Source organism: Rugosimonospora africana, from assembly GCF_016862975.1.
Lineage (GTDB): Bacteria > Actinomycetota > Actinomycetes > Mycobacteriales > Micromonosporaceae > Rugosimonospora > Rugosimonospora africana.
Genome location: NZ_BONZ01000043.1, coordinates 208140 through 221901, shown reverse-complemented (window position 1 = coordinate 221901; position 13762 = coordinate 208140). Strand labels below are relative to the sequence as shown.

The following is a 13762-nucleotide window of genomic DNA, read 5'->3' as shown; positions in this document are numbered from 1 at the left end:
GGGTCAAACGCACGCGGGTCATACGCCCGCGGATCCTGCCGCGCCGGGTCAAACGCACGCGGGTCATACGCCCGCGGATCCTGCCGCGCCGGGTCCTGTCGCGAGTCGTATCCGGTCGGGTCGTGCTGCGACAGATCCTGCCCCGGTTCCTCGTTCCGGCCTCGGCCGAACAGCCGTCGCAGGCCCCACCGGCGCTCGGCCTCCTCTGTTGAGTCGGAGTCGGATTCGTTCCGGCCGGCATGCGGGTCCGCCTGGTCCCGGCCGGCATCCAGGTCCTCCGGCCGGTCACCGGACCGGTTCTCCGGTGCCTCGATGTCGCCGGCCTCGATGTCGCCGGGCCGACCCTCCGGCCCCTCGACCTCGCCCACGGTGATCGGCCTGCTCGGGTCGTGCAGCCGCGCCTCCGGCTGGTTCGACCAGTCGTAGTCGCGGACCTTTTCCCCACCGATCTTGAAGTCGGTGCGGCCCCTGACCGGGTGCCGGGTCCGGCTGTACTCCTCAAGCCTGGACTGCACCTCCGCGGGATCGGTGACGCCCTCCTGGTGCAGCTTCACGATGTCCGCTGCCCGTTCCCAGGCCCGCGCACGCTCACCGGGCACGTCGAAGATGACCCGGAACCCGTGATCCTGGACGAAGCCGTACTGCCCCGGGTCCGCGGCGAACGTCCGATCCGCGATCTCCGGACGCAGGTCGGCGCTGGCCTGGTCGAAGACCGGCTGCATCTTTTCGTAGTCGGCGCGGAACTCCTGGAAGCTCACGCCGCTGTCCGCGTAGTTGTGCTCGTACACGTCGGCGATCGCGCGCGGCAGGTCGAACCGGATGTGGGCGTGCATGGACGGCAGCAGCGCGTCCATGATGTTCAGGCTCGGCAGCGGTCGCCAGTGGTCCCCGGACTCCTCGGCCGCCTTGAACGCGAGGCGCCACGTGGGTTCGACGTCCTCGTGCCGACCTTCCGTCCACGCCTGGAGGTTGTCGCGGTACGTCGCATGGAACGCGATCACCTCCTGCAACTTCATGATCGGATGCTCGTACCGACCGCCGTCGATCATCTCCAGCTCGCGCGTGGTGACGTGGTGGTACACCTTGGCGAACCAGTACTTGCCGTCACCCTTCAGCCCCTCGGCGAGCTGCTCCTGCTCGTGCGCGATGTCGGTGACCTCGTCGTGGAGGCTCTGGTACAGCTCGGCTTCGTGCGGCCCGAGCAGCTGCTCCTCCATCGCATGTCCGAGGTGATCCGGCTCGGGCACGCTGTGCCGCCGCCGGAGCCATTCCTGCTCGGACTGCTGATCGGACTGTTGGTCAGACTTTTCGTCGGACCGCTGGTCGCTTTCCGGATCCCGGTCGGACCGCTGGTCGCCTCCCTGATCCCGGTCGGCCGCGTGGCGCCCGGTGCCCGGCTCCTCGTGCCTACCGTGCCCGGATTCCGGCCCGGCCTCGTGCCGCCCGCCCGGTTCCACGCGGGGGTTGTGCACCTCCGGGTACCGGACGTTGGCCTGCTTGTCGCGGATGCCGTCGAGATCCAGGCCGTGCTCGTCCGCGATCCGCCTGGTGACCGGGCCGTCGAGCCCGCCCGGCCGGGCCTCGCCCTCGCCACCCCCGTACGTGTCGACGATCGCCTGCCTGGCGCGCTCGACGATGTTCTCCGGGTTCAGATCCGGGTTGTCGGCCAGGATGTCGTCGGTGCCGAGCAGGTCGCGCGGCGAGCGGAAATCGAACTGCCCGCGGTCCTCGATGTAGTCCTCGATGATCCGGTCGCGCATCTGCTCCGGCGTCTCGACGGCGAGTTCCCGGTAGTTGTCCGTCCCGGGCGTCTGCTCCTGGATGTTGCTCTCGTCCGCGCGGTCGTGGAAGCCCGACAACCCGCGCAGGAAATGCTGCTGGACCGTGAACGCCTGGTACTCCCGCTCGAACATGAGCTGGGCGCGGACGTTCTGCATCTTCTCGGTGAAGTCGGGCCGGCCGCCCACCGCGTCTTCGACCGCGTCTTTGACCAGATGGATGCTGGGCTGCACCGCGTGCATGGACTCGTGCACGATCGTCGCGGCGACCGCGCTGATCGAGCGGTGGTCGTTGTGGTCCATCGCGTCGACCAGGGTCACGTCGTGCCCGGAGTGGTAGACGCCCTTGGTGTCCGGGTTCTCCACCGCCGGCGCAAGCTCCCGCGCGATGTCCGGGCCCAGCCGGGCCTCGACCGACTCCATGTCGCGGGGGACAGCCCGCTCCATCATGCGCGTCGCGTGCTGCTCGAACTCCGGCCCGAGCACGTCACCGATCTTCGCGACCGCGATCGCCTGGTCGAGGACGTGAAAGTGGTGCGTCTCCGGGTCGACCTCGACGGTGCGGTTGGCCATCTCGGTCGAGTTCAACGGGTCCACGCCGTCGAGGTCGCGCCAGCCGGGATCGGCCGCCTCACCGCCCCGGTCGAAGTCCCGCCACCCGCCGTACCGGTCGCCGTACTCGTTGACCGACTTGCTGAACTCGCGTACCCCATCGACCAGGTCGCGCAGGTCGCCGCTGGAGCGCGCCTGTTCGACCCGGCGCTCCAGGTCGGACGCCTGCGCGTCGATCCGGTCCAGGTCCGCGATCCGATCGGCGACCGCACTTTCCGGGTACTTGTCGAGCAGCCGCGCCTTGGCTCGCTCGATCAGCTCGTGCGCCTGGCGGGGCAACTCCGATCCGGTGCGGACCCTTGTCGGATCGAAGTTCAGGCTCGGGCCACGGTGTTGCTCGAGATTCTCGTTGTCGAACGGGTCGTTGCCCGGCCGGGTCCGCTCCGGGGCGTTCCCGTCGCCCAGGTGCGCCTGATGGTCGGCGTACTGCCGGGCCTCGACCGGGTTGGTCGGCACGACGCCGTCGCGGATGGTCGCCAGATCGAGCAACGGCACCACGGACTGCCCGTCGACGTGGTCGTCGAGCCGTTGCTCGGGCAACGTCACCTGATCGGGTGGCAACTCGTCCGGGTACAGCGGGGTGTCGGCGTCCGGGTGCTCGACGGGGTGCGGCGCGGTCTCCGTCGGTATGACCGGGTCCCCCGCCGTCGGATCGCGGTGGTCCGGGTGGTCCGGCGCGAGCGTGTCGTCGGCTGGCGCGTCGGAGTCGTGCCGGATTTCGTCGCCCGCCCGGTCATGCTGGATCGGGTCGTCGCCCACCCGGTCGTGGCGGGCCGGATCATCGCTCGCCCGGTCATGCTGGACCGGGTCGCGATCGGTCGCGTCGCGATCCAGCGAATCGTGGCTGGTCGGATCGCGGTGGCTGCCCGGGTCGCGGCCGGTCGGATCGTGCGACCCCGGATCGCGGTCCGTCGGATCGCGGTGGGACGGGTCACGATCGGACGGATCACGATCGGACGGATCACGATCGGACGGATCACGATCGGACGGATCACGGTCAGACGGATCGCGGTGGGACGGATCACGATCGGACGGATCGTGACCCGACGGATCGCGGTTGACCGGGTCGCGGTGGTCGCCCCCGCCGCCCGGGCCACGGCTGTCGCGGGACGGATCCGGCGTCGGCGCCTCGGTGCGCGTGGGGGTGTCGGTGTGCGCCGAACCGTCGGCGTGCGACACCGTCTCTGGGTGCGGCACGGTCTGCGAGTGCGACACCGTCTCGGTGTGCGGCGCGGTCTCGGTGTGTGGCGCCGTACCGGCGTGCGACACCGGGTGGGTGACCGTGTCCGGGTGAGTCGTGGTGCCGCTGTGCGTGCCCTGGCCCGCGGTATCCGTGCCGTCCACCGGCGCGTCGACCGTCGACGACCCTTCGTCGCCCGTGGAGTCCGGCTGGACATCGGTGCGCCCCGGATCGTCGATCGCGACGCGACCGTCGCCACCGCGACCGCTGGTCTCGCCATCGCGTCCGCCGCCGACGGTGACGGGCGTCTTCCCGTCGGGTACCTTGCCGTCGAACATCCGCCCGAGGTCGCCGGGGCCGTGCTGGGCGCCCATCATGCCGCCGAAGGCCATGCTGCTGCCCATTTCCTGGGCCCAGTCGACGTCCTGCCCCATCGCTGTCTTGATGCCGTCGACCGCGGCGGTACCGCCGGCCATCGACGCCATCGAGCCCAGGATGCCGTGCCCCACGACGTTGCCCAGCGGCCCGGCGAACGCACCGATCGCCGCGCCGGACATCGCCTGCTCGCCCACGGACACGATGTCCAGCGACGGATGGTGGCCCTCGGCCCACTGCAGTGCGGTGAAACCGAGCGTCGTCTTCAACTGGAAGCCGACGAAGCCCTTCGCCCCGCCGTAGGCCGCGTGCAGCGCATCCTGCCCGACGATCTTGAGCGCTTCCTTGTTGCTGAGCGTCTTGATCGCGTCCTGGAACGCCACTTCGCGGGCCCGCTCCAGCGCCACCTTGCCGGCCGCGTTCTCGCCGAGCGTCTTGAGCAGGCCCTTGTCCGCCACCTTTCCGAGCGTCTTGAGCAGCCCGCCCTCGAGCGCGTCCTTCGCTCCGGCCGCGGCCGCCCGCTCGGCCAGTCCCCGGGCGGCAAGGCCCTTGAGGCTCAGCCGCTGGGCCGCGTACTTGAGCGGGTTCACCGCGAACTTGGTAAGGCCCGCCTTCAAGCCCGCCCTCACCGAGTTGCCGGCGGCGTCCCTGGCAGCGACCGAGGCGGCGTCCGAGACCGCGTCGGTGACCGCGGCGTCGGTCGCGTCGGTCACCGCCGTCTCGGTCGCGTCGGTCAGCGCCTTGTCCGTAGCGTCGGTCACCGCCGTATCCATGGCGTCGGTGAGCGCGGTCTTGCCCGCGTCGGTCGCGGCGTTCTCGCCCGCGTCGGTCAGCGCGGTCTTGCCGGCATCGGTGAGCGCGGTCTTACCCGCGTCCGTCAGGGCGGTCTTGCCCGCATCGGTCAGCGCGGTCTTACCCGCGTCGCGGAGCGCGGCCTCCCCGCCGTCTTTCAGGACCGTCGGCAGTGCCTTCTCGCCGAGGTACTTGGCGAAGTTGCCGACGACCTCGGTGAACCTGTTGCGCAGCAGGCTGCTCAGCAGTTCCTTGGCGGCCATCTTGATGCTGATCTCGCACGTCGCCTCGGCACCGCCCACCAGTGCCTCGGGAAGCAACGGAACCCACAGCGTGGACAGTGCGGCGTACACGGCGTCGGCCAGCATGTAGAGGTTGACCGCGGCCATGTACTTCATCATTTCGATCTGCAGGCCGGCGTTCTGCGACATCTCCTGCATGCCGTTGAGCGAACTGATGGAGTTGCCGCACTGCTCGATGTAGCCGGACCAGGACTCCTGGAAGGCGGCCGCCGCCCCGTCCCCGCTCCACAGCTCGGCGATCGGCCCGGTCAGCCCGGAGACATTGTCCAGGTGGTCGGACATCGCCTGGGCAGCCTTGCCGTACGCGTCGGCGAGGTCGTACATGCCCCGCTCGCTGCCCTCGGGGATGTCGACGAGGAACTCCAGTACCTTCCTGACGAGCCAGGGCGCGTGCTCCTCGATTTCACGAAACCACTCCAGGATCGGGTCGAGTACGTCGTCGACCCCGTCGCCCACGCCCACGCCCTACGCTCCGGTGGCCGGCGAGCTGTCGGCGGACACTCCGCGCCCCATCGTCCCGGTCAGGCGCTCTGGGAGTTGTTCGCCGAGCCGCCATGTCCGGGGGCCTTGGCAACCGTCTCGACCATCTCGGCCTTCTCGGCCTTCCCGGAGTGGAGCTTCGACAGGTCCGAGCCGCTGCCCTGGTCGGTGACCGAATACTTGGCCATCGTCTCGACCACTGTGGAGCCGATGTGCGACAGCGCGTCGCCGGAGTCGCCCAGACTCGTCCGGACCGCGTCGTTGGCGGCCGTGTGCGAGCCCTCCGGCGTGTCCGTGTAGTTCTTCAGGAACGCGCTCGCGTACTTGTCGTGATCGCCCCACGGATGACCCTGCTCGATCTCGTGGATCGCGTTGGCCAGCGAGCGGGCCTGCTCGCTGAAGTCGTCGCCGGCCGACATCACCCGGAGGGCCAGGTTGAGGACGTCATCGGGTCCACCATCTCCGACGTTCACATAGGACGAACCCATCCTCATTCACCATCCTCACGGTCGAGGTCACTGTCGGGAGTCTGCATCAGCCGCCGCACGTCCAGCGAACCGAACTTCTTGATGCGCAGGTCGGCCGGGACGTCCCGGTCGAGCGTCTCCATGGTCTGGCTGTTCGCGTCCGCGATGGCGACCTTCACGGCCGCGAGGATCGCGGCGGACAGCGCCTTGGAGTTGGGCTTGCGGTAGACCCTCGGGTCGATCTCGATGTCGACGAGCTGGCCGCGCGGGCCGACCACGGCCTTGACCATCCGGTCGTCGGACCAGCCGACACCGGTGATCTTCATGATCTTCCGGTGCTTCTCTTCCAGCCCGCCCACGGCCTGGCGCAGGTCATCGAACGCGCCGTAGAGCGCATTCCAATCCGGCCGGTCGACCATGGCACCTCCCCCGCAGCCACTCAGGTCGTCCCCCGCCGCCCGTGCCACACGTCGCATGGCCGCGGGAGCGGTCACGACATGGTAAGCCCACCGTAGGTGAGCGGGGCAAGGAGATCAGCGCTCGGTGTCGAATCGATGAGGTCCGTGGTGTCACCTGCGGCGCGATTGTCGCCTGCGCGTGATGGCGAAACTGCGCGCAGTGATTGTGAGAGCATGACATCCGCTGGCCAGCCGCAGACCGACGGGAGGGCATTGATGGACGCGGACCGCGTCGTCGAGGCGGTACGCCGCTTCGTGCTGGACCCGTCGGAGGACGTGCAGCGGCGGCGGGACGAGGTGGACTCGGTCACGCTGCGGACGGCTCGGCTCAGCTATGAGATCCGGCCGGCCCCGTGGTCGGTCGCCGCCGCCCCGTGGGTACGGGACGCGGTGCGCGTGCTGGCGGACAGCGGTAACGCGAGCTACCTGCCGACCTTCGGGCTGCTGCTGCTCTCCGATGGCGACGTGGTGTTCCTCAACGACGTCGCCGCCATGCGGCAGCTCGGCCGGCGGCTGGGCGACGGTCTCGACCCGGTGGCCTATGCCGAGCTGCTCGCCGAGCTGCACTACTCGCGGGGGCAGCGCGACGAGCCGGTGGCACGGCCGAGCGCGCCCGGCCGCCTGATCCGTGACCCGCGCGCCTTCCTCGACCGGTACCCCTTCGTGGATCCGGCCCTGCCCCGCGCGCCCGAGGCCGGCGACGACGGCCGGGGCGGCACGGTCATCACCTTCCAGTCCTTCATCCGCTACCTGCGCGTCGAGGTCGGCACCGCCATCGACGTGTACGGGTTCACGGTCACCGCGCCACGCGGCGGCCCGGCCACCTGGTCGGTGCGTGACGAGGCCCTGCGCATCGACGTCCCACGAAACAGACGCGGGTAGCCACGCCGGGGCGCCGGCCGCGCCCCGCCTACCGAAGTGTGTGCCGGACGGCTACGCTCCAGTCGGGCACGGCCCGATCATCGGCCCGGCGCACGCTGCACGAATGGTCTGGGTCGTCGCGCGGCGCCAGACGCGCCGAGCCAGACTGGTCGCACGAACTCGAAGAAGACGGGGAAACCGAGGGAGCGCACAGTGACTACCGATCCGCCCAGCGGCGGCACGACCGATCCATACGCGAAGCAGACCGCCATCAACACTGGTTCGCAGGAGTGGCTGTCGAGCTATCAGACCATCAAGGCGGACTTCGGCAGCCTCTCGCAGTACGCGCTCAACATGCAGATGGCCTCGATGGACCTGCAGCCGGCGGCCATGCGGCTCTACCACCTGACGGAGCTGACCAATCAGGCGTTCCGCAGCGGCATGCCGATGTTCCCCGAGGGCACCCTCGCCGCGTCGATGCTCAGCCTGAACTTCAAAGACCTGCTCACGATGATGAACGACCTGCACGTCGGGATGCAGAACACGGCCTACGCGGCGCAGACCATCTCGGACTCGTACCACCTCAACGACGATGGCAGCTCGCAGGACCTCAACAGCCTGATCAAGATGGACGGGGTCGACTTCGCGTTCGGCATGGGCGGCACGCGACCGTCCGGGCTGGCCAAGAACATCGGCAAGACGTGGCTCGACGAGCACCCCGGCGGATACACCGAGGCGCAGGCCGGTGCCGACGCGGGCACCAACGCCGCCGACCCGAACATGATGGGCGGGAAGGTGACGGTCACGTACGAGGGCTCGGCCTACCTCGGGACGAAGGTCACCACGATCACCTACCCGGACGGCAGCTCGATCAGGATCGAGGAGTCCGCGGGTGGGTACGGCGGCGGCGGCAGCTCGTACACCACGACCTCCGTCATCGGCTCGGACGGGAAGGTCCAGTCGTCGACCTGCCAGGTCACCACGACCAGCGGCGGCACCACCACGGTGGTGACCCAGACGCCCGACAAGGACGGCGTCTACCACGACGTGTCGAAGCAGGTCACGACGACCAGCACCCGCGCCGACGGCACGAAGGTCACCACGACCGAGTCGAGCTCGATCTCGAACGGCAAGTCGACGCCGAGCGGCACCCAGGTCAAGACGCAGAACACCGACGGCAGCACCGAGACCGACAACACCACCTACAGCACCGACTCGCAGGGTCACACCACCAAGACCACCGACAAGCAGGCCGTCGGCGACAACGACACCGACATCAGCAACCAGAAGGGCGACAACGACCCGAAGGCGGTCGCGGACCGGGACGACACCACGTTCACCCACCGGGTGATGCAGTGACCGCCACGCGGGCGGCCGGACCGGCCCCCACCGACCGAAGCCGAGCGGGGAGCGGCAGATGAGCGGCGACGACAAGAAGGACCCGGGCGCCAAGGACAACAGCGGCGACGACTTCGGGTACAAGGGCGTCCAGTACAACGGGTTCTCCGGCGACGACGGCACCTACTCGCACTGGACGATCCCGCAGGGATACCAGTCGACGCCGAAGCCGGACGGGAACTTCAAGTACCCGTACGACTATGACGAGCAGAAGCTGTCCAGCACCATGCACGACATCCAGAACATCCGCGCGATGATCAAGGCACAGCAGCCGGGCACCATCTCCACGATCGCGGACTACTGGGTCAACGTCGGCCAGTTGCTCGACACCGTCGCGAAGACCGTGTCGGAGCAGGCCGACGCCCTGCACGGCGGCAACAAGAACGGGTTCGGCGGCTGGTCGTCGCCGGCCGCGACCGAGTTCCTGCGCTGGGGGCCGGGCGCCACCCTGTACTCCATCAAGCAGTGGAAGACGGCGGCCGACGCCAACGTGCGTGGCCTGCGAGCCATCTCCGCGGCCGTGCTGAAGGCGCACGGCGACATCGACGAGGCGTGGCGCAACTACCAGCTGGAGGCGGCCCAGGACAAGGCCAAGCTTCTTGAGGGCTGGGACCACGATCCGACGAAGATCCCGGAAAACGAGCGCAAGGATCTCCCGGGACCGCAGGCCGACAAGATCAGCCAGATCTACGAGCACAACACCGCGATCTGGCGCAAGTGGAGCCTCAAGGCGCAGGGCATCGCCTACGACCTGTCCCAGGTGTACTACACCCAGATGGAGAACAACTTCTCCGCCGGCCGGGGCAGCCGGTTCGAGGGGCCGTCCAACGCGGTCATCGACGACCCGATGAAGGCCAACATGCCCAGCGCGCCGCCGCCAGGCAGCGCACCCCCGCCGGGCAGCGGGCCGGGCGCACCGCCGCCGGGCGGGCCACCGGCCAGCGCGCCACCCGGCTCCAAGCTGACCGTCGACTCCCCGCCGAACACGTTCGAGGAGCTCAAGCAGCTGGCCATGGCCCCACCGCCAGCGCCGCTCACCACGGAGATGCCGGCGCCGCTGCCCGGGACGCAGCCGGGGCTCTCGCCGCTGCTGACCACGGAAACCGCGCTCCTGCTCGGCCTGATGCCGCCGCCCACCGTGTCGGAGTCGCCGTTCGCCCTGACCGCGTCGGTGAGGTCGCCGAGCGGCCTGTTCGGCAAGTCGACGGCAAACGTCGAGTCGCCCGAAAGCGCGAACGGCCTCAAGGGCCTGCTGAGCAGGCAGGGTGTGCTGCGCCCGTCGGGTACGCCGGCGGGGCAGAGCGAGGCGCCGCCCGGAGGCATGGGCCGCACGCTGTCCCGCTCCGGCGTCCGTTCACCCAACGGTGGCGAGCCGGGAGGCTCCCCCGGTCGCCGGGCCCGTGGGACGGGCGGCGGCATGACCGAGAAGGAGTCCCGGCCGGGCGCTCCGGGCTATGGCGAGGAGGAGCTCTTCGGGCGCAACACCCCGGGTACCACCGCGCCGGTGCTGGGCGGCCGGCGCACGACCGGCACGCCGGGCGGTCCAGCCGAAGATCCGCCGGGGCAGTCCGGTCCGATCCGACCCGGTACGACGCCGTCCGTGCTCAAGGCGGCCCGGAACGGCCGGAACACCCCCGGTACGGCGAGACCGGCCGACGAGGTGTTCGGTGGCGAGCCGGAGCAGCCGGGCGCCATCCGACCGGTACTCGGCAACCCGACGCGGCATCGCGGCAAGGAACACGACGAGCGGCTCGACGAGATCCCCCGGGGGCTGCGCGGCGCGCACACCACCGGCGCGTCGCAGCAGCAGGCCGGCCCCTCGGAGCTGTCCTCCCGGCGCCGGGTCGCCGCCGACCAGCAGCGGCAGGACGCGGGGATCGACGCGACCGAGCACGAGGACGGGTCGCGGGTGGTCGGCGACGAGGAAGCCTGGGCCGTGGAGACACCGGGCGGGGCGGTGCTGACCAACCGCACCGAGCAGCCCCTGTACCAGGCCGAGCACCGGCCCGTCCTGGGCGGTGGGGCCAACTGACGAACTGGGTACCGGTCGGGTCGTCGGCGGCCGGCCGCGTCGTACACCTGCGGCCGCCGCCGCTGCGCCTGCGGTACCGGCACGGCGTCTACATCGACCTGCGCGGGTTCCCGGACTGGCAGCCGTACGCCGCCGCGATGGTCCGGATCGCGCCGGTACCGCGGGGCTTCACGGTCGACGAGGCCCGCCTGGTCGACGTGCTCATCGCCAACCGGCTGGTGGCCGGCGCGATCGCCGGTGCGGCCGGCTGGGAGTACGCGGCGGATCGGGCGCCGGCCGGGTGGATCTGGGCGCACCTCGGCGCCACCCGGCACCTGGCCCTGGTTCCGGCCGAGCTGCACGCCGCGTTCCGGCACCGGGGCGGGGTGAGCGGCATGCGGGTCACCGTGCCGGGGCGCGGCCTGCTGACCGGGAAGCTCGTCGACGACACCGGAGCGCCGGTACCGGTCCGGCCGGTACGCACCGTCGCCGAGGACGCGGTCGGGAAGCTGGAGGGCTGGCTCGGGTACCGGCTGCCGGACGGCTATCGCGAGTTCCTGGCCGCCACCAACGGCGGGCTGCCCCTGGCCGGGGCGGTGGTGCCCGGCACCGGGCTGCTGCTCGACCAGCCCCTGTTCGGGCTCGCGACCGAGGACCGGATGCAGGATCTCGCGTACGCCAACCTGTGGCTGCGCGACCGGCTGACCCGGGACTTCCTCGCGGTCGGGTACGTGCAGGGCGGCCTGCTGGCGGTGAAGGTACGCGGCCACGACGCCGGATCGGTGTGGTACTGGGACGATGACGACTCGCGCGACGACGAGCGGTACGAGCCGGCCGTGATCTGCCGGGACCTGCTGGTGCGCTGCGCCGCGAACTTCCCGGAGCTGCTGGCCGGACTGTCGACGGTGCCGCCGTCGCTGTCCGCGGTCGCTGACCGGGCGATCGAGCACGGGCGTGCCGAGCTGTTCCGGCCCGACGGTGTCGGCGACGCGCTGCCGAAGGCCCGCCGGCCTCCCTGGCTCACGCTGCTGGAAAACGTTCCAACCTGGGATCCGACAGCTCAACCAGGCTGACCCAGGCCCAGCAGACGCTGGGCTCCGGCCGGTCGGCCGGCCACCACTCGGGCCCGTACGGCAGCTCGCCGCAGTACTCGACGAGAGCCTGCCCCTCGCGCTCGACCAGCACCACGACCGGCTCCCCGCGCAGGATCGCGACGGTGCGCACGTAGCCGTACCACTCGGCGTCCCGGGCCGGGATCAGCCGGCGGTACCGGTCCGGTTGGACGGCCTCGAAGCCGGGCTCCGGAGCGCTCACGTACAGCCGCAGCAACTCGCCGTCGGGGCTGGCCTCGAACTCGCGCCCCTGCCAGCGGGCCCGATACCCATTGACATTGCTCATGCCAGATCCTCGCTCACGAGATCAGCGCCTGTCGGAGGAGGCCGGGTTCCGGCGCCGGTACCCACTGCCGGACGTCCGCGTCGAAGCTGGCCAGCCACGTCGGCTCGGCGTCGCGGTTGAGCCGGTGCAGCTGCGCCCCGTGCGGAAGGGCGACCGCGTGCGCGGACAGTACGGTGAGCGACCCGGCACCGTCGGGGAACGGGCGGTACACCTCGGGGCAGTCCGCCACCCAGCGGATCACGTGTACCCACGGGTCGTCGGCCTGGAAGGCGTCGCCCGCCCCGCCGGTCGCCGCGTGCAGTTCGGCCGGCGTGCGCGGCTCACCGAGTTCCGCGTAGCGGTGCACCGGACCGCTGACCTGGCTCCAGTGGCCGTGCAGGTACGACTCGACCTGCCGGTGCGGGACGATTTTCTGCAGTAGCTGGGCCGCCGGGCGCGACGCCTCGACGGTCGAACGCGGCGCCTCGACCGTCGAAGCCGCCGCCCGGACCGGAGGCAGCGACACCTCGGTCGGCGGCTCGACCCGTGGTCTCGGCACGTCAGCCAGAGGCGCATCAGCCCGCGACACCTCGGCCGGCGACACGTTAGCCGGAGGCACATCGGCCGGCGGCACCTCGGCCCGCCCGCGCGGCGCCTCGGCCCGCGGCACATCGGCCGGCAGCGCCTCGACCGGCTGCTTCCGCGCGTCGGTCGCGCCGGCGCCGTCCGGGTTCACCGGACCGTGCACCAACTCCTCGGCCCACGCCACGAAACCGGGCACGTGCTCGCCCGGAAACGTCAGCTCCAGCGCCGTCCCCGGGTTGACCGCCAGCCGCCAGGCCGGTCCGGGCCAACTCAGCACCAGGTCCAGGAACGGCACCGCGACACTGGGCGCGCCCAGTGGCACCGCGTCGACCAGGCGGCTCGCCGAGGTGAACACCGGGACCGTGCGGATCCGCACGTCAGCTTCCCGCCAGGGGAAGTCCGGACCCGGCTCGACCGGGCCGGCCACCCGCCGCTGGGTGGGCACATGGACCTCACCGAGCACGAGCGTGCGGACGACTCCGTTGACGTCGGCCGACCGCAGCGAGTCGACCATGTCCCGCTCGAGCTGGTTCGCCGGCCTGACCCGGTCGAGGTCGAACGTGACCGGCCCGCTGTCCGGCGCGTCATCCGGTACCGGGAAACCGTCTCCGGGTACGACGTCGTCGGGTACCGCCGGCAGCACCACCCGTCCGGCCGCCCCCTCGCTGACGATGGCGATCGGCATGAACCCCTGGATCGGCGTGTCCGGGTCCACGGCGAGCATCCACAGCGGGTCGGGCCACTTCGCCCGCAGCTCCGGATAGCTCGTGGTGCGGAACGAATCCACACCCTTCAGCCGGCGGGCCAGCGCCTCCGGCGAAGTGAACACGATGAGGTAGGTATCGTCGCCGGACTTCACGGTCACCAACTGCTGCGGCCCGGGCTCGTCGAACGCGGGCAGGTACAGCGTCGCGGTCGCCAGCACCTGGAAGTACGCCTGGCTGTCGCCGCGCTGGAGCGCGTCGACCATCGCCAACTCGCTGTCATTGGCCGGTACCCAGCTAGGTTGCGACACTCTCCCCCGCCCATCGATCGCCACTCGACGCTCGACCCTACCGACGCCGCCACACTGACGCGGCGCCGGGC

Annotated in this window: 9 protein-coding genes; 4 read left to right on the top strand and 5 right to left on the bottom strand. The window is 70.7% G+C overall.

Features of this window, described 5'->3' with window-relative positions; all coding sequences use genetic code 11:
• The 3 genes from Raf01_RS23490 to Raf01_RS23480 all read right to left on the bottom strand — a co-directional run.
• The coding region (locus Raf01_RS23490; protein WP_203920117.1) for a DUF5995 family protein at positions 1 to 5501 on the bottom strand (5501 nt) is incomplete at its 3' end.
• Positions 5502 to 5560: 59 nt separating this feature from the next.
• On the bottom strand, positions 5561 to 6013 hold the full coding sequence (locus Raf01_RS23485) for a hypothetical protein (RefSeq protein ID WP_203920116.1): 453 nt from the start codon (positions 6011 to 6013) through the stop codon (positions 5561 to 5563).
• Positions 6010 to 6405 (bottom strand): YbaB/EbfC family nucleoid-associated protein, encoded by a 396-nt coding sequence (locus Raf01_RS23480; protein ID WP_203920115.1) that lies wholly within the window; start codon positions 6403 to 6405, stop codon positions 6010 to 6012. The genes Raf01_RS23485 and Raf01_RS23480 overlap by 4 nt, the downstream gene beginning before the upstream one ends.
• A gap of 213 nt (positions 6406 to 6618) precedes the next feature.
• Between Raf01_RS23480 and Raf01_RS23475 the strand changes: the two genes are divergently transcribed.
• The 4 genes from Raf01_RS23475 (at position 6619) to Raf01_RS23460 (ending at position 11787) form a co-directional block, all read left to right on the top strand.
• Positions 6619 to 7326, top strand: coding sequence for a hypothetical protein (locus Raf01_RS23475; RefSeq protein WP_203920114.1), 708 nt, complete (start codon positions 6619 to 6621; stop codon positions 7324 to 7326).
• 192 nt (positions 7327 to 7518) lie between these two features.
• Positions 7519 to 8664 carry a hypothetical protein gene (locus Raf01_RS23470; RefSeq protein ID WP_203920113.1) on the top strand — a complete coding sequence of 382 codons (1146 nt, stop codon included), beginning with the start codon at positions 7519 to 7521 and terminating at the stop codon, positions 8662 to 8664.
• A gap of 58 nt (positions 8665 to 8722) precedes the next feature.
• Entirely contained in the window at positions 8723 to 10735 is a 2013-nt protein-coding gene (locus Raf01_RS23465; protein WP_203920112.1) for a hypothetical protein, read from the top strand.
• A gap of 137 nt (positions 10736 to 10872) precedes the next feature.
• On the top strand, positions 10873 to 11787 hold the full coding sequence (locus Raf01_RS23460) for an SMI1/KNR4 family protein (protein WP_203920111.1): 915 nt from the start codon (positions 10873 to 10875) through the stop codon (positions 11785 to 11787).
• On the opposite strand, the gene Raf01_RS23455 is transcribed toward Raf01_RS23460, so the two are convergent.
• Together Raf01_RS23455 and Raf01_RS23450 are read right to left on the bottom strand one after the other, a co-directional pair.
• The gene (locus Raf01_RS23455) at positions 11735 to 12112 is read right to left on the bottom strand and encodes a hypothetical protein (protein WP_203920110.1); all 378 of its coding nucleotides are present in this window, start codon (positions 12110 to 12112) and stop codon (positions 11735 to 11737) included. The two genes, Raf01_RS23460 and Raf01_RS23455, sit on opposite strands and share 53 nt — an antisense overlap.
• Positions 12113 to 12125: 13 nt before the next feature.
• Positions 12126 to 13691: an SseB family protein gene (locus Raf01_RS23450; protein ID WP_203920109.1), complete on the bottom strand. Its 1566-nt coding sequence runs from the start codon at positions 13689 to 13691 to the stop codon at positions 12126 to 12128.
• Between the last annotated feature and the right edge of the window lie 71 nt (positions 13692 to 13762).

What these genes read in the sequence shown, in the direction of transcription:
- Raf01_RS23485 (WP_203920116.1), bottom strand. Translation starts at nt 6,013, where the DNA reads ATGAGGATGGGTTCGTCCTATGTGAACGTCGGAGATGGTGGACCCGAT.
- Raf01_RS23460 (WP_203920111.1), top strand. Translation starts at nt 10,873, where the DNA reads ATGGTCCGGATCGCGCCGGTACCGCGGGGCTTCACGGTCGACGAGGCC.
- Raf01_RS23480 (WP_203920115.1), bottom strand. Translation starts at nt 6,405, where the DNA reads ATGGTCGACCGGCCGGATTGGAATGCGCTCTACGGCGCGTTCGATGAC.
- Raf01_RS23455 (WP_203920110.1), bottom strand. Translation starts at nt 12,112, where the DNA reads ATGAGCAATGTCAATGGGTATCGGGCCCGCTGGCAGGGGCGCGAGTTC.
- Raf01_RS23465 (WP_203920112.1), top strand. Translation starts at nt 8,723, where the DNA reads ATGAGCGGCGACGACAAGAAGGACCCGGGCGCCAAGGACAACAGCGGC.
- Raf01_RS23475 (WP_203920114.1), top strand. Translation starts at nt 6,619, where the DNA reads ATGACATCCGCTGGCCAGCCGCAGACCGACGGGAGGGCATTGATGGAC.